We start from the raw sequence: 21,033 nt of genomic DNA on the forward strand, positions 1-21,033 counted from the left end.
GTTTAACTTCTTCTTGGATGATGCATTGATAATACGACAACCCCTATGATTTCGTGTTCACTTGCAATGAAGTTAAGTAAATCTGAGTTATGGATAATCGGCAATAGTTTCATTGTTGGAGGGTCAATCATTAATTCACGAAGGGAAACCGCCCCGTCTTTTTTAATTTTAATAAGAATTAAGTCTCCATCAATTGGCTTACATTCGGGATCAACAACAAAAAAAGTACCAGTAGGAAATCTTGGATACATAGACGGCCGGCTTTCTATAGCATAAGCATGTAAACTGAGATTTTCGATAGAAACCAAAGGTATTGGCAACCAATTAACCCAGTCCTGACGATCAATTGAATTTAAAAAGTCATTACTTGATATTTTTTCCCAAGATAAAATAGGGACCGCTTTTGGATTATTATTAATGTTTAAGGTGCTTGTAGCGAGTTCAATAGGATTAAGTAACGTATCTAAACTTACATTAAAATATACAGCAATTGATTTTAATGTGGAAATTCTAGGATCAGTTGTATGTCCACTTACAAGCCGATGAATCGTATTATAAGGTAGGCCTAATGCACGAGCTAGATCACTTTCTGAAACCTTATGCTCTTTCATTAATAAAGAAAGGTTCTTAGATAAATTCTCATTAACTTTATCTAAAGAATGATTATTAAGAAGCTGTTCTACCAAAATTACGCTCATTTTTATAAATATAGCCAGAGTAACACTTTTTTACTTGCTTGAGAATATATTGTTATTTTTTACTTTAAGCATCCAAATAAATTTACTTTATAGTAAAAACAAGTATTATCACATTACTTTTATGTAATCGTTCCGGTGCTAAAGTTATTCTGACTGATTCATTAATAAAATGAGTGCTAAATTGAATATTGAAATATCTGGATATCTATTATGATGGTAGGGAGTTATGAATATGATTGAATCGACCCAGCAAATTAAAAATCAGAAAACGCGATACTACCCATTTTATGATTCTATTAATAAGAGAATAGATATCGAATCTCCAGCACCACTAATTTCAATTAAAGAAATTAATAAGCTCCGTCAATTAATAGCAAGAGCCACCAGAGGAGAGTATTTTTTAATACAATTAGGGAATGGTTCTGAGAGTATTTGCGAGTACGATCAAGACACAGCTTTTGCAAACTTAGATTTTATTCATCAGTTAGCTGAATTTTTTCACCGAAAAACCGGAAACAATGTTATCCAAGTTAGCCAGATATCGGACCACTATACAAAACACAGAGACAATTCTCATAATGAAATTTTGCAAAATGAACGAATTTCCTCTTACTTTGGTGATAAGGAAAATCAAGCTCATAGAAAACACCGCGTGTCGACTCACCCGCAATTGCTACAGAACCATAATTGCTCAGCTTCTGTTTATCGAGAAATTAGCCTATGGAATAAGGACCTAAGCGCCGAAAAAAAAATATACACGAGCCACAAAAAATTATCATCCCTTCCTGAACAAGCCATAACGCAACTGGATAAACAAACGGGATTATATTACAACCGCTCAACTCATTTTCCATTGATTGACAATACTCAACATGTTGACTATTTGAAAAAATGTGCAAATCCTCTAGCAATAAAAATAGGTTCCAATACTTCTATCAAAGGACTAATAAAGACCATCAACAAATTAGACCCAGATTATAATCCTGGACGTATCACACTGATTCCCTGCTTAGGAGTTCAATCTATTCATAGCATGTTGCCCCACTTAATTGATGCTGTAAAAAGATCAAATCACACCGTTTTGTGGAGTGGTGATCCCATGCAGGGAAATACTGAATTATTAAGCCCACAGATAACCGTTAGGAAGCTTAGTGCTATTGTTGAGGAGATAAAAAACTCCTTTTTGATTCATCAAAAAATGGGAAGTCAACTTAATGCTATCCATCTAGAAATAACCGATCAGGATGTTACAGAGTGCTTAAATTACCCCTCGTCTATTGATGAATCTATAATTGACCGTCAAAAATGCTACAACAATCTGGTAGTGAACCCCCGTTTAAATTATGCCCAAGCCATGCATGTGATGCAGTGTATTGCGAAGTTAAGTGCGTAAATATATAGGCTAATAAAGAACCCCAGATAAAATAAATAGATACACTCTCTGTTTTATTAAGCAAGGTAATTTATATTGACATCCCACCAACAATCGTGAATAGTGAGCTCTCTGTGTTTGTACAAAATTCGGCATAAGCAACTTTGTTAAGAAAGAATATTGGGATACATTATGTTGTTAGATTCACTCATTTTAACTGCGATTGATAAAAAATTAGGTACTCAACCCACAGAGTTTAACATTCAGATTTTTTTACAAATCCTGCAAATTACTACCCGCCCTTTAGGTTATCCAATCTATAAAGATGGAATAAATGAACAATTTTATCTTTTAAAACTTACGAGCCGCCTAAACCAAGCAAAATCATTAAATTATAATTATAGGGCCGCTGGAAGTCTTTTGGATTCACTTGCACAATTAAGATTTTGTGTCTGCTACTTCCAATCAACACTCGATGAGCAGAAAATCGATATGGAATTGGTTTCTTTATTAGAAGCGGCTATTGATAATCGCCTCTATACAAGTGCAGAAGAACAGTGCGCGGAAAAAAGCCTATTTAGAATGCTCATCAACTGCTCTCAAGAAATAATGAAATTATGTTCTGAGTATGAGAGAAAATTGCAATTTCCCGATTTACAGCAACAAATTGGCGCACGCATTAAATTCATAAAAGATATCCACGAGAAAGAAGCCCCCGAAAACGCCCAAGACTCATTCACCATAAAAATATTTGCAGCAGCCATACAAGCAACGCAAGAGCATTCATTGTTTAACGAGCTGAAGAAAAACCATCAGGCGCTGTTGGAAAAATATTTATTAAAACACTCTCAAGGTATCGAAGTCATCCCGGCAAGGATAGGCACCAGTCCTTATCCCCCGTGCGCGGAAGATTCAGAAAAGTCGGAATTAGCAGACAACACGGAAGTTGCGGAAAACTCTAGTAAGTTGTCCTATTAAAGCAGCCTTTATAAGCTATCATCCTTTTAGTACGAACAGCTTGGAAGTGGGTCTTGAACTTTGAGTTTAATTATCACTAATTATTTAATTTCAAAATTCAAGAACTGCCCACAGCCTCTCAAGCTATGGTCGCATGCTAGAAGAGTTTTCATATTGATGAATTCCAGACGCAAGCCACTCAAATCGCGTTGCATAATAACCAGAATCCTTTTCTATAGATAACGCATATTTTGCTGCCAGCAGACTTGAATGATCAGTACAATCCTCTAACTTCCCCACTCTTCCTTTCGAAGGGTTATTCAACCAGGTATCAGCATCTATTAACTTACATAAATAAAGTTCGTCACTACGAGAACCATGTGCTAAGCAATAGAGGCAAAAATAAGCACAAGCTATTTCTAGGCTTAGCTTGTCTTTTTCGGTCAACTCATATTCAGAAAGTTCAATCAAACGATCTTTAGTGCGTTCTAATTCATTGTGGAACTCTTGGTAAGAGGGAACCTGTTTGCTGTTATCTCCTCGCCGTCTAATTTCAGCAACTACAGCTTGGTTATGTTTTAATATCTCGAGCATTTCATCAACAAGATTGCTCATGTTTTGGATGCTCATATCCGGGATTACTTTAATTTTCATAACAACATTCCTTATTTCGGCTCAAACCTTGCAAAAAACGCATGATTGTATCTCAATTAAACACGATGAGAAATGAGAGAGCACAGATATATTGTCATTTATACGGAGACCGATAGTTTTTAAAATCGATAGTATTCTCATATATGCAATGTAAGCCTATACGTGTTTAGAAACGAATTTATCAACCTCATGATGCTTACTGTTGGAGTAAACAAAAACTAAAGGCTATCGCCCCAGAGAGTCGAGCCTTGTTTTTTGTTCATTTGTCCCTAGGGTTTTCTCTATTCCCATCAGGGTTTCAACAAGCAAATTATAATGATTACTTCATAAGCAATAGACATAACATTTCCAGTTGCTTCTCATGCATAGTGCAAAAAATCTCTAAAAATAAAAGCCTATCCTCATCTGAGTATTTTCCTACTTATTCCTCGCGAAGTTATATGATACGGCGCTCCAGGATACTCTATACCTAATGATCTAACCATGCTGCACTTACTTTATTTTCCAGATAAGTCCACACCTAATTTATTTATTATCATGCAATTAATTAAGCGGGGAAGGTCTAAAATTAAACGCAAAAAGTAAGCGTTGTCCCTCTAGGTTCCTCCTCCTCGTTTATAAAATGGCTGCTCATTCCTAAAGTATCTACTAAAAGGTTGCTCCTCTATATGAACAAAAATCACATCTTCGTTATATTCTTTTTTTAGGTAATTAAACTCTTCTAAAGCTGCATAAATATCTTTATTTCCTTCTACATCAACCGCAATAAGAGTTCTTTCTGTTATTTTACCATTTTCAGCAAGGCTAGCTTTGCAATAATATGCTTGATTTATGTCGGGCAGGCTTGTAAAAAAATCTTTAGATCTCTAAGAAGATCTGAAGGTTTTTCTTTAGGTTGATACAGCATTAACTGGCTCATTTGCTTAGCCTCTCTTTCAATAATTTTTTCATTTCTTCAAATGAACTATACACTGACTCAATAACCTTATCATCAAATGCGTCTATGTCTCTATAAGGTAAACCAAAATCACATAATTTTTTCAGTAATTCAATGTTGCAAACTATGCCTTCTTCTATCTCCTTTGCATGCTCAAATCCTTGTATAAGTTGCTCCGCAACAACATATCCTGGGAGCTCATTTACAACAATATTTTTTAACCTTTTTATAGTATCTTCAAACTGCTCTATACGGCTCATGGCACCATCCTCCAATCAAAAGTATTATGTGTAAAATACTGTGTTTCACCGCCCCTTAAACGTATTTCCCATTTATACTTAAGCATCGACCAATCCGTGATATCACCAGTAGTGGATCTGAGTGCACTTATATCAGAGATAGCAACATAACTTCTTGTTGTTCGACCGGAGGTAGAGATACCAAGCTTAGCTCTATCGTCACCAACAGTAAAATAATTACCGATTGGATCTTTGGGCATTTGGTGCTGCTGCAACATAGTTCCTTCGGGATTAATTCTACGTGTACTCCTTTACTGAAATCTATACCATCTAAATGACTATTAATTTTCTCTGATGTCCAAGCATAGAAGCTCCTTGCTGTCGCTCTTCCATCAACCTCAAGAAAGTTTACACTACTTTCAATTCCAGCTCTGGTTTGAGCGATATTTGCTTCTATATGGATTCGTTGGATTGTTTTATTTGGGAGCGCTTGTGCTATTTCCTCAACGGCAGCCGTTTTACTACCTAACAGTGCCTCAAAGGGTCAAGCCTTGTTTTTGGCTCATTTACTACCGAGGGTTTCTCTTAGATTCCCAGCAGTGCTTCAACAGCAAATGATAATGATTACTCATAAGACAATAGGCATAGGTGCAAAAAAATCCCTAAAAATACAATCCTCATCTGAATATTTTCCTGCTTATTGCGTCGCGCAGCTATATGAGACTCATGCTGGACTTACTTTGTTTTTATTTCCATATAAGTCCCAACATAATTTATTTATTATTATTATTATTATTATTATTATTATTATTATTCAATAAATTATGCGGGGAATTTCTCTAATTAAACGCAAAAAGCAAGGCTTGACCCTCTGAATTTCATGGGCTGAGGCATCATTACTATCACCGGGATATATTATATCTACAAATATTTATTTTTTTCACTGCTTTTCAAACACCCTCCTCTATATGCTTGATCAGGTACTTTTAGCACCCATATTTTATCACAAACCAAACAACCATACTCATAAGTAAGAAATAGAGCATCAACTTCCCCAATTTTTTTTAAAATAGAAGCGTCAATTAACTGATTAACCTTTTTTTGAAAGCTCAAATAGGTTTTCTCTGTTTTAAAGGGGCCTTTGTTTAGTTTTTCACATTCACAAATCATCGGTTTAACCTAAAAATGTATGCATTATCTATTTCAACCTTATCAATAAGGAATTGCGACCAATGGCCTGAGCCTGCTTTAGGATAAAATTAAACGCAAAAAGCAAGGCTTGACCCTCTGGTTTCCATACTCTGGTTTCCATACATCAACCTTCGAAACAGTTTTTCCTAACTCTTTTTCCATATCAAATAAGCGGACTGTAAACTATCATATTGCGTCAAATGTTCTTTATTGACTTAATGAGAACCCACCCTCAGGAGGGGCTAATTCTAACTCTCTTGATTCTGTATGCTTCTTTATCAGCAATGTATTATCTCCAAATAATCCTCTAACAACTCTAAAATTTTGGTGTCAGAGCTTGCTATATCGGAAACAAAATGTTCAATTCCTTTCAATTTATTGTAATTATTCTTACTTGAATTTAATTTTTTTAACAAAAATTTTAATTGGCTACTTTCGGCATAAACCCATTCAGACTCACGTTCAAGTTGGCTCAGAGAAGTGAGTCTTTTGATTTCTGATAGCAAATTACTATATTCAGGAAATGACATTAATTCTTTCTCCAGTGATTTCCAATCCATTTGGTTTGAGTAAACCAACTAAAACCCATGTTCCACATGAATATCTGGTCCTCCTCCAGACAATTTAACCCATTTGCTCCCACTTGTGGGCTGTTCTACCTACCCAAATTGAAGTGCCTTTGGGTAATTCAAAAAGGTCAAGTCTTGCTTTCTGCGTTCTGGGCAATTTAGTTTGGCAGAAACTGGTGAAGATGTCTGCTTATACTATTCGCAGGTAAGTCGTAGTGTAAAAATAAATGAATTTAATTTTGTTTATTCACTTCTGATTTTTTTATTATTCATCACGTCTGTTCCCTCTCGCATGTTCAAGAAGGGCATGGACTTACTTGTTCTTATTTCCATAAACCAAATCCAATTAATTTGCTCTTATTATTCAACATAGTAGCTGTGAAGTGAAACCCAAGGCCCAAAAGAACAGATATCCAATAAAATATTATTTAGTTAACATTTATGCAAGAGCGCTTGTCTTGGTGCATAAAACTCTCCTTTCGGTTGATGTATTACGGTCCATTTTATCTTATTGTTTTTTAAAAAATTAAGTTGGACTAACCCCATCCCACCATTTATTCCTGATTTAATTTTCATTTTGATCATATTATTTTTAATTTGGGTAAAACTAAAAGCATTATCGTTATCATCAATTTTAGCCCCGAAATCCACAACGGAATCATAGCCACCGTAAAACTTACCAGCATGCTTTTTTATTGTAATGAAAAAAGCTTTTTTCTTATTATCTAGATCCCAACACCATCTTCCTAAAGTTTCATTAATAGATGCAGAAAAAGAAATATTCTTTATAAACATCATGCATATAATAAAAATTACTTGTTTAATCACTTTTACCTCTCAACCAACCATTTAAAAAATACCTTTTGACCAGGTTTTTATTCTCCGCGATGTACTATGCCCATGGTTTTAAATATCATTCAATCACCATTAATATCTGGAAGTCTTCCGGTATTAACATAGGGGCCAGAGGGTCAGGCCTTGTTTTTTGCTCATTTGCCCCTCAGAGTTTATCTAAGATTCCCATCAGGGTTTCACCAAGCAAATGATTATTCATAAGGCAATAGGCATAACATTTCCAAGTGCATCTCATGCATAGGTGCAAAAAATCTCTAGAAATAAAATTCTATCTGCATCTGAGTATTTTCCTGCTTATTGACAGACGAAGTTATATGATACTGCACTCCAGGATACTCTCTATCTAATGCTCTAATCATACTGGACTTACTTTGTTTTTATTTTCCATATAAGTCCAAACCTAATTTATTTATTATCATTCAATTAATTAAGCGGAGAATTTCCTAAAATTAAACGCAAAAAGCAAGGCTTGACCCTCTGAATTTGTTATTTATTTCCTTTTATCACTCCTTGAGTTATACGCAGAATTATATATTTTAATCCCCTCTTATAAGTTGTTGACGACTCTCGCCATTAGAATGCCATCTTTCATAATAACCATTATATGTGTTCTTATCTTACATCCTAGAGATCAAGACTCTCTTTTTGCCTACGGCTTACCCAGAAACAATGTAATCAAAATCATCGTGGTATTTTTTAACTTAAGCGCAAAAAGTAAGAATCCCCAAAATATCGAAATCCTCATTCTTTAATCATTTAATTTTTGGATGTCCACATAAAGACACCCATTAGTTCCTAAATATTACCATTTCAAGAGGTAAACACCTTTTTATATATAATATCCTTATTGTCCATATACGGTAAAAGCTTATCTGCCCATTGCTTTAAAGGAGTAGGTATTGTTGTTACATCGATATTTTTCGGACATATAATAACTATTTGTTTTTTAGAGTTACTATCAAACGTTGTATAAGCCAGCCATGTTTCATGCTCTTTAGTTAAAATAAGAGCCCCCTCACAAATTTTATAAAGACCCGGAGCAGCACCTGTAATCATTATTAATGAATCATTATGGGATTTAATATTTATTTCAGAAAATCGATTTTGAAAAATATCGCCAATCACATCTTTTGCCAATGCGGCGCTTAAGTAACTTTGTAACGGTGGATCTGAGAAAATATCATAATCTTCTATTTCGTTATTTTTTACTAAATAAATAAAGTACTCAAAATTATAAGGCAGAGAGGGATTCATTTTTTCAGATGTTGCCTGATTACTGATAAAATTCTGCTGCAGAGTTAAAATTCTTTCACGATATTTGCCTAACAAACATTGGTTCAAATCAACCGATTTCGAACAAAGATTACGTTCTTTTATCCATGTTTTTTGTTGAGTAATAAGATATTCAAATTTTTTTGTTTTGACTTGAAAATAAAGCTTTGACAAAACCCGATCTGCATATGCTAACGCTTCAGAATGGCAAAGAGCCAGCTCTATTTTTGTCCTCGCATTATCACAATTAAAACTTGTTGCGTAAATTCGTTTCGTGTTAGGAGCGAAGTATTTTCCATCAAAACCGACTCTGTTCCCACAGTATCCTCTTGCAGCGTCATGGCTTCCTTTGGGTATCGTAACAGTAAGTGATTGTTTTGATAGAGAAACCCTTATGGGAAATAATTTGTTTTGAGCGTTATTTACTTTTTTTATTTGAAACAATGCTTTTTTATCAGATAAAACAAATAGCACGCCTTCAAGATCACATGTAAATGCTCCAATCATCGTATCAATTTTAATTTTGCATTTCATCCCCTGACACTCTGTAATCGCTACCGTTCCATCATTACTACTCCATGTATTCTGAAAAGGGTTAGGGAATGTTGTAGCAAAACAATCCAGGACCATCATTAAATTTAGCACTGGCAGTATAGTAAAAAAAGCTTGTCTTTTTATTGACATAATAAAAACCTTAAGAAGAATTTTTTCTAATAGCTAATCGAGCACAACTAACAATTATTATAAATTTTACATAGACACTTGAGGAGGACTTATTTTCCTTTCAAATTATTTTTTCTTCACACACTGAATTCAATTATCAAAAGCTAATGCTTAGATAATTCCACTCTCATCTCTTTAACTTATTAAATTAATGTTGTAATGGGTTTGTAATTAATACAATTTGTTCTATCTTAGAAAAGTATTCATGCTGTTATCTATTTTTTTTCAAAAGATCTGCTTCCTTATGAACCCTATTTATATAATATTGATCTTTAACATTATAATTTCTTAAATGTTCTTCTGCTCTAATCCAATCATTTTTTAGAGCTGAATTATAGAAATTATATGCTACTTTTGTATCTGGCATTGCCGGTCCTTGATGGTATGTTCTAGATAATAAAACTGTTTGTTGTTCAGCCGTTAACTCCATAAATGAAGGCGTATGTTGTAATTTTTTTCTATTCCAGCTGTCCATAGTAGCTTGGATTGTTTTCCCTTTAAAAGCAAAATCCAATCTATTTGCCTCTTCGGAGGTTAAGTAAGTTTTTTTTGCTAAAGGAAGCAACTCTCTAGCATCATCTCTTTTTTTACCCGCGAAAGGTAATAATTTCGCTTCTAATTCTGGCGGAAAATGAAAACTTTTAATCTCCTTTTCACTATGTTGACCGATATCACAACCAGTAGCAAAAGTAATTCCGCTTTGACCCACAACTTTTAAAGAACTTCCATTTTTATCTCTAACTCGCTGCATCGGTAAATATCCGTGCCTTATCTGACCACCTTCATGACTAGATAATTCTGAAAATATAATTTTTGTTTTATACTTAACGTTTAATGCTTCTCTTACATTTTCAAGGCTAGAAAAAATGTTATTTCCATAATCATCCAACGTTATATTTTCCCTTATGAATACTCCATTGCCATCAAAATATTCTGAATTATTATAAATAACACTTCCCACATATCCCGAAAGCACTGAACCAGAAAGATATGTAGTAATATCTCGGCTAGAAGAAATCTCTTTCGTTCTGAAAGGGACATTTTCCTGTGCCAAGGCCCCATTTCCATCAAAATATTCTGAATTATTGTAAATAACCTCTCCTGTATACCCTGAAAGTATAGAACCAGAAAGATACGTATCCTTATCACGAGGAGCAGAGGGATTAACTCCTTCATCCATATGATTCACGAGATAATTATTAAAATCTTGTTTAGATTGCTCAAAATCATCTAAAAGACCATCAATAATAAGCCCTTTGATGTTCTCTTGAGCAATATCTTTACCCATATCCTCTAGCCCAGACCATGCAAATCGTCCTACTACGGCATTTCCAATCGCATTACCTAAATTGTCTCCTAAAACCTGTAATGCATCAAAATGAGAGTCTGTGGTAAGTGATTGAGCGCCAGCTCCAGCCAGAGTTTGTAGCTCTGCGCTTAACATTCCGGTGTGCTTATCCAGGGTTTCGAGTTTTTTGCCGAATTCTTTTCCAGCTTCTGAACCCATTAGGCCTCCGGTGAGGCCGGACACTCCTAATTCAGTCCAGTCGAAGTGTTGATGGCGTCTTATGGTGGTGTTAAATGCCTGGCTTGCGGCATTTTGCTCCATCATTTCAAAGGCGCTGGAGGTGTTAAAGTATTTATAGTTGTAGTTATTCAACTTATTGGAAAGGTTTTTAAAGGTACCTACATTTTTTAAACCATAACCTACGCCGGCGGTAGCTGCGGTGGCTAAGCCGGATATCAAGGCTCCGCCAAAATCAACCCCGCTTTGCATGCCCATAAGGTTGGCGGCAGTTTGGCCGGCGATGCTGCCAACGAAACCTGCTGCAAACCCAACGCCAAGCACCGAACCAATACCCGCGGCTCCTGCTGAACCGGCAATGGTTCCACCTAATGCCGATAATCCTGCTGAAAATATCGAACCAGCAACCCCCATGCCAACAGCGATCGCCCCCGCGGTTAACACGGTGGCTACGGTAACGACAACCGCAACCACAAGCTTGCCAAAAAAACTACCGTGTTTGGGCTTCGGCGGTTTGGGGGTTGGCATGGCGGCCTTGGCACTGGTGTTGCCGAGCATTTTATTCGCATCCAGGATGCGATGGGTTGCCTGGGTGTGGTGTTGTCCTGTGGCTGCAGGAGGGATAGTGAGGCGTTGGCCTATGTAGAGCTGGCTGTCTCGTCCTGCAATCGCACTACGGTCGCTGATGCCGTTGGCGTCCGCGATTAGATACCATAAGCTGCTGTCCCCATAGACTTGTAGGGCGATTGATTCCAGGCTGTCGCCTGATTTTAAGGTGTAGGCGCCTATGCTATCTTGGGGCGCATCTATTGGCGTTGGCGCTTTGTTAAATGGATCTTCGGTTACGCCAAGCATGGACATAAGCTCTGCCATCATTTCTCTTTGCTCTTTGTCCAATTTAATATGGCGGGCTGTAGGTCCTCCGGTAGGGGTAAAACCGCCGTAAATATCAAGATCTTGTTTTCCTGACGCATCCACACGCAGAGAGCCTATGGTTTTTCCTGCGAGGGATAAATAACTAGTAGAAGAACCATCGCCGTCTTGGCGTAGGCGCAAACCATCAATGGAACTGTATAAATACTTAATATTGGAGGCATGGTTGTTTTTATCTACATAAGGGTCTACAACATTATTTAATAAACCATTTTGGTCGTAATTACGCGTACTGCGCCCATACGTAGGAACTTTGGCGTTATAATCGGTTATAATCACTGAATCAGTTTTTTGCTGGTAACTATCCCAGAGCTCATAGGTGTACTGATGAGCAATTGTGGAACCCCCTTTATTTGTAGGACCGCCTTTATTGGTAATGAGCATGGAAGTCATATTCTCTGCGGCGTCATACGTATAATTTACCGTGGAGAATTCCTTTTTATTTTGGTCACGGAGGGATTGATGGATTAATAAACCACCCTGGTAGGTTAGGATTGTCTCTTGTGACTTATTACCCAATTTGTCATAAACATGCTCTTCAGTGACACGCCCGGCTAAATCATACTTTTTGGCTTGAATTCTCTTCCCTTGCAAAGAGACCTCCACCAGCTGATTAGCCTGATCATACACGTAGTGATATTTATTTAGCGTCTTGTTCTCATAACTTTCTGCATCACTTATGTTACCGGCGTCATCGTAAGCCAGGCGACTGCCTTTGGCACCAAAAACAATTTGTCCATTGTGTAGTTCGCCTTTATTTAGGGTCATGCGATTGTTTTCATCGTAGAGATAATAAGCTTCACTTGCGCTACCTGAGCGCGTACCGCTGGCTTTGGCTTGTACTGCGGTATGGCGAATATTACCTACTTCATCATAATCGTAATCGACCCAAAGCAAGGACTTATCGGCATTAGGTAAATCCTCCGGATTATGGCGGCGTACCGAGCTTAAACGTCCTAGCTCATCGTAGGCGTAAAAATCAGTTTCATAGAGCCAACTGTCTTTTATATTTTGTGAGCGGCTGGAGAGTTTGCTGCGCATTTGACCTTCCAGGTCGTAGCTGTAGCGGACCGTTTCATTGCTGGTTTTGTCTTCGTAAGTAATTAATTGTCCATCGCCTTGGTATTGTCGATTAATTTCTTTACCACTGGTAGAATATTCTTTGAGTAGCAGCCCATTGACGTTGTATTCATAACGTGTAGTGCGGTTGCCTAAATCAGTATGCGATAATAAATGACCATGGGCATCATATGTCCAGGTTTGTTGCTTGCGGTTCGCATCCACCGCTTTGATTTTGTGCCCATAGTCATCATATTCATAGTCAGTGGCCATTCCACGGGCATCTATTTTTTTTATCTGATTACCCAGCGTATCGTAAGTAAATTTTATTTGTTCATTGGCCCCATTCTTCTGAGTGAGTAGCTGGCCTGCTTCGTCATAGGTATATTCTTGCTGATGTAGTTTCTTTTCACCGAAATAGGAACGCACCTGGGTAAGGCGATTTTCGCGATCGTAGGTGTATGCGGTGATGCCATGTAATTCGTTCTCGGTGGAGCTCAATTGCCCTAAGAGATTGTACTTTTTGCTTTTTGAAATCCCTTTCGCATCCGTTTCCTGAATCACATGCCCTTCGGCATCATAAGCCCGGGTAGTTCTATGTTTCTTGGCATCAATTGCCGCAATCACTCGTCCTAACTCATCGTAAGCAAAGGTATTTACTGGCTTAATACGGCTTCTTACGCCCTGTTCATTCATGAAGGAAACTTCGGGAAGCTCTTGCCTTATGACTTGATTAAATAAATTGTATTCATAATTGGTGGTGTAGCCCAAAGCATTGGTATGGGAGAGAATATTTCCCCAGCGGTCTACTGTTTGGGTTTGTCCTGATTCAACAACCTTACGAAGCCCTTCTTTATCGAAGATTTCTACCGTATACTCCCGGACTTGCGAAAGTAGATGGCCTAGAGCATCGTAGGTGGCATTTTGCCGTTGTAACCGTTGGTGCAAATTGCCATTATCAAAGTCCATGCAATTGTTAAAATATGCGTCCCCTAAATTAACTCCGCGCTCCCCGCTTTCCGGATGAAAACCATTGGCCGAGGTGACAATTTGCGTTACCTCATCTGCGGCATCATAAAGGAAAATTTGGTAATAGCCTTGTACATTGGAACGCCATGCATGACCTAAACGATCATAATCAATATGAATATGAAGCGCATTTTCCATCTCTTTATCTGTCATTTCACCAAAAATATTATAAACCGCCACCTCGACATGCAGCTGGTTATTTTCTTTGTAGCGGCGGGTTTCGAGCAAATTATGCGCACTATCATACACATAACGCACGTCGCGAACCTGTATTGAGCCATCAACTCGGGTCACGTTTTGGAAACTGCGCACTAAATTGCCGGCCGCATCATAGCTGTAATTTACGGTATGATTCATGGCATTCGTTTCACTAATCACCTGCCCCAAGGTATTAAATTCCGCAGAACTTACTTGGTCAGCCTCAGAGAAACCGTTTACTACAAAGCCCTTATTCTCAGTTAACTTCGCTCCATTGGCCCATTTATGGGTTTGCAGCAAATTGCCTAAGGCATCATAGTAATACGTCGTCGCGCTACGAGTTTGTTGACCGGGACCTACTTTCGCCGTTAACTGGCCTAACGCATCGTAATAGCAATAAGCAGTATTGTTTTTGGCATCGGTAGTTTCGACTAAATGCCCCATTGCATCATAGCGGTAATAGGTGGGAATATCCTGACGAATCGTTTCTAACTTGCCATTAACTAAACGGGAAAATTCTACATTTTTAAGGACTTTAGAGGTTAGTTGTCCTAAAGCATCATAAGTAAAGCTTACAGTGCGATCTTTGGCATGAGCTGCTGGGCGTGAATATTCATTAACATTGGCAGTTCCCGCCCGCGAGGCAAATTCGGTACAACATTCTACTTCACCAAACGCATTAAGCTGGTAGGTCGTCAGGTATCCCTCCGCATCGATTTGTGCAGTTTGCTGGCCATCCTGGTTATAATACATGAGAGTGACCGCCTCGCGACTGGAGTCAAGCCGCTTGATGGTTTTAACGAGCTCCCCAAACGCATTGTATTCGTTACGTGTGCTGGGTTGCACTTGACTGTACTTTTTATCGCGCGGATTAAAGGTAAGCACAGCATCACGCTTGGTTTCAATGAGGCGATCATCCAAATCATAGTTATAAGATTCGGTACGATCGGCATTATCGGTGAGGCAGGCTTGAACAATTGCCGCGGTACTGTAATCATCCAAAGTCAGCGGCTTTGCATAGCGAATTTTTTGGGTTACTCGGCCAAACGCATCATAATCATATTGAGTTAGAGCCCCACGAGTGTCTACCTGATAAATGAGCTGGCCTTGCATATCATAAGCAAAATGTTGCCAGTGGCCAGCACGATCACTACGAGCAATGACATCTCCAAAGGCATTGTAGGTCGTCAGCTCACTTAAATCTTTGCTGATCTCCTGGCGTGCTGCAGACCTCGCCTGGCTGGCATTATTCACTTTAACGTCAGGATAAATCGTTTTGGTGAGGCGGTTCATCGCGTCGTATTCAAAGCAACGTTTTTGGGCAGAACCTTCCGTATCACGTGTTTCACTAATCACATTACCAAAACTGTCGTATTCTTTTTTGGTGCTGATGGAGCGTACGCTTACCTGATACTGATTACCCATTACCTTAGCCATTACTGCCACTTTTGGAGAAAGGGTTTCGGTGAGTCGATTTAGCTCATCATAAGAATAAGTCCACTCGGCTTTATTCGCTTCTATTTTTTTCGATACATTACCATTACTGTCATATTGATAACTGGTTTCCTGCTTATTGGCATTCACCTCTTTTTCCAGGCGACCCAGAGCATCATAGCTATAAGTGCTACTGCGTGCGCTGCGGTCTTCTGCCAGGAGTTTATCTAAGCCGGCTAGTGTATTGTCTTTTAAAGTAGTGACTCGTTGCGCGTGGGTAATCTGGGAGAGGACATTACCTACCTCATCATAGCAGCGCTCCACTACCTGACCCTCAGAGCTGATGCGATAACGTTCTCGGCCTGCGGCATCATAGACAAAATAATTGCTGCGGTCTTTATTGCTGTGCGCAAGTGTTCCTAAAGCTAAGCCGGTGGCATTATCGCCCCTAATTAAAGTCGCATAACGCGTACAGGAAATGACTTGGTTTAACTCGTTATAGGTATAGGATTTGGCAACGCCTTGTGGACTGAGTTCGATGATCATGCGACCGGCTGGATCATAGACATAGCGGGTTATTTTATTTTCGCTATTACTCGGGCAATTTTTCTGAAAATATTCCAGATTAATTGCACTCGCCTCATGGAGAGCGACCGGCTTGATATATTGAATACGTGCAATAACCTGACCATAGGCATCATATTGGGATTCAGTCACATATTTGCCATTACATTGAAAGCGGAGCTGATTTAAACCATCGTAAGCAAAATGTTCATCGCGTGCGTTTGTACGATCTAACTGAACAACCACCCCTACCTTTAAATCTTCGATAGAAACCGGTACGGGGTATTTCGTTATGCAGACAATATTATCATTTGTGTCATACGCGTATTCGGTAGCATAACCTAAAGCATCAAATAATTTTTCCAAACGCCCGGCTGTATCCCATTCGCGAAAAATATGTTGATCTTTAGCATCTTTGACCAAAAGTTGGCTTAAACTCGACTCGGAGTGCTTTTCCCCCAATTTGATTGGTTTTGCATAAGTGATGGTTTGTGTCTCACAACCATTTGCATTGTAAATGTGTTCGGTAACGCCCCCACGCGCATTGATTTGGTAACGGCATTGATTCTTCCCATCATAGACGTAATAGGTACTGTTGCCGCGTGCATCCGTTTGGCAAGTCAGGTTATCATTTTCATCATATTGATACTGCGTTTTAAGACACAAATTGTCAGGATCTTGAATAGTGGCAATACAGCGACCTAAAGTATCCCAAGTGTAGGCGGTTATTTTGTCATGCCCCTTGCTATTCAACTCCGTTTTGCGTAATAACAGTCCCTGCGCATCGTAACTGTATTCGGTGATGAGATTTAATCCTTTAGGGTCAACGCAGGATTTAACTAATAATCCCTGGTCATTATAAGTAAACTGGGTTACTCGTTGATGTTCAGTAACTTGTATTTGGCGACCAATAGCATCATAGGCATATTCGCTAATCAGATTCAGTCCGTCCGGATCGATGGTTTTGCTAAGGACATGACCTTGGGCATCATAGGTGTATGCAATTTTGTGACCACCCGAATCCTCTTGCCACTGCAATTGCCCGGCAGCATCATAATGATAGGCTTTAGCAGTATTTTCCGGAGCATCGACACGGATGAGTAAACCCCGCTCATCGTAACTAAAGGTGGTGGTATTTTTATTGCCATCGCTCAAACTGAGCTTATCACCAAACACATTAAATTCGGTGATGATTTCTGAGCCTCGTTGCAGGTCTTTCAAGGTTAATTTATTATTTTGATCGTCATAGTTATACTCCTTGATCTTTATTTGCAAATTATCTGTTTCGCTAATAACCCGGCCAAACGCATCGTACCCTATTTTTTTAAATTTATTTTGGGGATTAACAATCTTAATTTGCTCCCCTCGGTTATTCCATTTATAGAGCGTGGTATTTTTGCGCCCGTCAGTATATTCATCCATCCAACCAAAGGCATCGTAGTGCATTTGTACCGACCGGTTTAAGCCCTCGGGATCCTCTGTTCGCTGCGACAAGAAACCGCGGCGGTCATAAGTATATTGTGTACTCCTATTATGGGTGGCATCAATACGTTCAAGGCTGCGTTCCAATTCACCAAAAGCATTATATTCGGAAGTAATTAATCCCTTGGCTCCCTTGTGTTGAGCGATTACCTGACCAATTGAGTTATATTCATACCAGGTGGTTTCATCAAAATGCGCGTCTTTCACCTGTTCTAAATAAGCCTGAATATCTTGGCTCGTTACCGTCGCCAATTTTTTTAATGATAACGGTGCGCTGTATTTACAAATGGACTCAATTTGATTCAAGGCATTATAACAAGTTTCGACGATACTCCCTTGTGCATTTAGGCTAAATTGCAATTGGCCATATTCATTATAAAAATAGCGGGTCGTGCGTTGCAGGGCATCAGTCTTGGAACACAATAATCCAGCATTATCATAGGTATAATTAATACTATGCTCCTGCCAAATCTGTGCAATAGCCCCATCGGTTAATGCTGGTTGCTGCTTGAGTTTGGCACAACCTAATTCATCCAATTCCTGAATAATTCGCCCTAAGGCATCGTAACGATATTGTTGTTCTCTTATTGCCTGGGTCCGTGCATCCATACGGCGTTTACTAATGAGCAGCCCCACCTCGTTATAAGTGTATGCGGTAATTAATCCATTAGGGGATTTCTCTTCACTCAATTGCCCCAAATCATTATAACTATAATAACTATGATGATCGTTACCCTGTTGCTGCGGGCGAACCGTTTCTAAAGTTTCGTTACTCAGCTCAAAGGCGGATGCAATGGCGGTGGCATAAGCAATACGTTCAATTAATTGGCCATTCGCATCATAGCGATATTCGGTCAGGTAACGTTCACCATCAACGCTAGCAATTTTTTGCCCTTGTGCATCATAAAAATTGTAGGTATGAATATCCTTACTATCGGCACTAGGCTTATCCAGTTGCCAATCTCCGCTTAATGCTTTGATTGGTTGGTGATAACGAATGGTTTCAATTACATGGCCCTGGCGGTCGTAACGGTATTCGCTAACATAGCCTTCGGCATTAAGCTCAGCAGAAACATTGCCATTCAGATCGTAATAATAATGCATACTGCGATCCTTAGAAGAGGAGCGGAGCTGCAATGATGTTTTAGACAACAAGGTTTCAGGCTGATAATCCGCTAAGCGTTGTGCGTAGGCGGTTTTGCTGGTTATTTTTCCTTCAGCATTGTAGGTATACCCGATCACGGCACCAGTCGCATCAATGGTATACGCAACCCGCTGATATTCATCATAAACTATTTGACTAATATTGTCTTCTTTATTGCTAAGAGGGATAATGGATACAAAAGCAGGACAATGCTGCAACCAACCCTTAGTATTGATTCGTTGGCTATACTGATGGGTTTGTACTAATGAACCTTCCTCATTATACGAGTACCTTGTCAGTTGACCTTGTTTATTGACCTTGGCATTTAAACGGCCTTGGGCATCATAAAAATAAAAAATGTTTAATCCGTCTACGCCTGTTTCAGAAATCAACCGGCCCGCTTCATCATATTGATAGGAGGTGGTACCCAAATCATGGTGTATATCCAAACAATGGGTTGCAATTAGCAAACCACTACGGTCATAGATTTTTATTGTTTGTAAGCCATTGGCATCAGTTTGGATGATTTGTTGATGTGCATCATCATAGCTAATATTTTGGGTGTGGCCTTGATTATCTACAGTTTGAGTTAAGCGGCCCAAATCATCATATAAATAATAGGTAGTACTCCAGCCATTTGCGGTAGGAATACTTTTCTCTCGTAAACGCCCCGCAGCATCATACACCGTATGGCTGCGGGTGGCTTGTGCATCCAAAATGCCAAGACCTTCCGCCGTTATATGAGCATAATGAATTTCCTCACTGAGTTGACCACGCCAATCATAGTTGTACTCCACTAAACTAATTTGTTGTGGATTTTGCTGCGTACTCCATTTCTCCATCTGTTCCTGGCTAAGGTAAAAATCTTCTGCCAAAGAACTTAAATTGTACGCCGCTTTGAGATAACGACGACTACTGGTCAATTGCCCTTGCGGGTTATAACGATACTCGGTAACCGTGCCATCCGCAGCAATAATAAAACGCAAATGCCCTTGAGCATCATAGGTATAACGAGTGGTTTTCGGCTTAATGGGATGCTGATCGCCATCAAACGCCGGATAACTTGTTTCTAAAAGCAAATGATGTTCTGCATCAAAACTACGTTGGGTTATGTGCCCATTAGGTTCCTGGATGTAGATGCAATCACCGGCATCATTATAACGATAGTGCCATACTTGCGTACCTTGGGTAATGCTGATTAATTGATTCCCTTCATAGCGGTAACTCATGCGATAATTTTCTGGCCCCTCTACCGCAATCAAACGCTCTCGCTCATCATAGAAATAGGTCCAAGATTCCCCAAGGCTATTGCTTAAGGTTGTATGCCCTGATGCATAAGTGTAGGTGGTGCAACGACCTTCCCCATCAATTAACTTTTGCACTCGTCCTTGAGCATCATAGTCAATGCTTAAGCTGGTGCCATCAGATTGCTTTACCATACTGATGCGATTGGAGTCAGCTACATAATCATAGGTTATCCAGTAGGTTTTTCCATCGCCTAGATTACGGCTAACTTTATGCAAACGCTGGCGCTCATCATAGTCGTAATGGATGTGGTGCACTTGTTGCGTATCACTGGTCGTTGTTATGTCGGTAAGCAAACCACGGTTAAAAGTCCAGGTGATTTTTTGACGCTCACTAGTGCTTACAATTGAGCCCAAATGCCCATCAACATAGTTAAACTTAAGATGATGATTATCCTGATCGCTAATTTGCATTAGCTGGCCATTGCGATCATATTCATAGGTTGTTTTGGCACTACCATCCTTATAAACCCATCCATTGGCGCTCAAGCGCAAATTAGTCGTACCGCCTTCTTCGGGCATATATTGCTGACGTGTAGCATTCCAGTTAAAACGAGCCCGATGCCCATCTTCACCAATTCGAATAACATATGAGCCCTCATGGTTTGCTTCGCCATGCAATTCAATTCGCGATTGCACGCTAAAACACCAGGAGCCACCCCGTTCACCTAAGGAATTATAGGTTTGAAATAAATCAAAGCCAAAACCTATATCCGCGAGAAAACCATCGGCATGTCGTAAGATTAAGTTTCCATTAGCAGCATTAACATAGGCTGACTCACCGCCTTGGCCTAAGGAGGCACTCCCATGGGTTGCATGGCCTCCCATACCAATAGATGAGCCATAAATTCCTAAACCATTGCCAGTAATTGTTTGTGTCATGATACATCCTAC

Annotated in this window: 10 protein-coding genes and 1 pseudogene; 2 read left to right on the plus strand and 9 right to left on the minus strand. The window is 39.1% G+C overall.

Annotated features, from left to right (window positions below):
• Positions 1 to 2 precede the first annotated feature (2 nt).
• On the minus strand, positions 3 to 686 hold the full coding sequence (locus ACD661_RS08775; protein WP_400187486.1) for a helix-turn-helix domain-containing protein: 684 nt from the start codon (positions 684 to 686) through the stop codon (positions 3 to 5).
• A 244-nt stretch (positions 687 to 930) separates the two neighbouring features.
• On the opposite strand from ACD661_RS08775, the gene ACD661_RS08780 reads away from it, so the two are divergent.
• Together ACD661_RS08780 and ACD661_RS08785 are read left to right on the plus strand one after the other, a co-directional pair.
• Positions 931 to 2,091, plus strand: coding sequence for a 3-deoxy-7-phosphoheptulonate synthase (locus ACD661_RS08780; protein ID WP_400187487.1), 1,161 nt, complete (start codon positions 931 to 933; stop codon positions 2,089 to 2,091).
• A gap of 171 nt (positions 2,092 to 2,262) precedes the next feature.
• Positions 2,263 to 3,048: a hypothetical protein gene (locus ACD661_RS08785; protein WP_400187488.1), complete on the plus strand. Its 786-nt coding sequence runs from the start codon at positions 2,263 to 2,265 to the stop codon at positions 3,046 to 3,048.
• Positions 3,049 to 3,171: 123 nt separating this feature from the next.
• Here the strand turns inward: ACD661_RS08785 and ACD661_RS08790 are convergent, their stop codons facing one another.
• The 8 genes and pseudogenes from ACD661_RS08790 to ACD661_RS08825 all read right to left on the minus strand — a co-directional run bounded on the left by ACD661_RS08790 (position 3,172) and on the right by ACD661_RS08825 (position 21,021).
• Positions 3,172 to 3,681, minus strand: coding sequence for a hypothetical protein (locus ACD661_RS08790; RefSeq protein ID WP_400187489.1), 510 nt, complete (start codon positions 3,679 to 3,681; stop codon positions 3,172 to 3,174).
• A 596-nt stretch (positions 3,682 to 4,277) separates the two neighbouring features.
• Positions 4,278 to 4,526: pseudogene (locus ACD661_RS08795) on the minus strand (enhanced serine sensitivity protein SseB C-terminal domain-containing protein); the annotation flags it as partial.
• 70 nt (positions 4,527 to 4,596) lie between these two features.
• On the minus strand, positions 4,597 to 4,878 hold the full coding sequence (locus ACD661_RS08800) for a hypothetical protein (RefSeq protein ID WP_400187490.1): 282 nt from the start codon (positions 4,876 to 4,878) through the stop codon (positions 4,597 to 4,599).
• Positions 4,879 to 5,778: 900 nt separating this feature from the next.
• Positions 5,779 to 6,027: a hypothetical protein gene (locus ACD661_RS08805; RefSeq protein WP_400187491.1), complete on the minus strand. Its 249-nt coding sequence runs from the start codon at positions 6,025 to 6,027 to the stop codon at positions 5,779 to 5,781.
• A gap of 299 nt (positions 6,028 to 6,326) precedes the next feature.
• Positions 6,327 to 6,608, minus strand: a complete 282-nt coding sequence (locus ACD661_RS08810; protein WP_400187492.1) for a hypothetical protein — start codon at positions 6,606 to 6,608, stop codon at positions 6,327 to 6,329.
• A gap of 441 nt (positions 6,609 to 7,049) precedes the next feature.
• Entirely contained in the window at positions 7,050 to 7,445 is a 396-nt protein-coding gene (locus ACD661_RS08815; RefSeq protein ID WP_400187493.1) for a hypothetical protein, read from the minus strand.
• A gap of 837 nt (positions 7,446 to 8,282) precedes the next feature.
• Complete coding sequence (locus ACD661_RS08820) at positions 8,283 to 9,428, minus strand: lysozyme inhibitor LprI family protein (RefSeq protein ID WP_400187494.1); 1,146 nt, start codon at positions 9,426 to 9,428, stop codon at positions 8,283 to 8,285.
• Positions 9,429 to 9,678: 250 nt separating this feature from the next.
• A complete protein-coding gene (locus tag ACD661_RS08825; protein ID WP_400187495.1) occupies positions 9,679 to 21,021 on the minus strand; it encodes a pesticin C-terminus-like muramidase in 11,343 nt (3,780 codons plus the stop codon).
• Positions 21,022 to 21,033 lie beyond the last annotated feature (12 nt).

The organism is Legionella lytica (genome assembly GCF_044626755.1).
GTDB classification, from domain to species: Bacteria; Pseudomonadota; Gammaproteobacteria; order Legionellales; family Legionellaceae; genus Legionella; species Legionella lytica_A.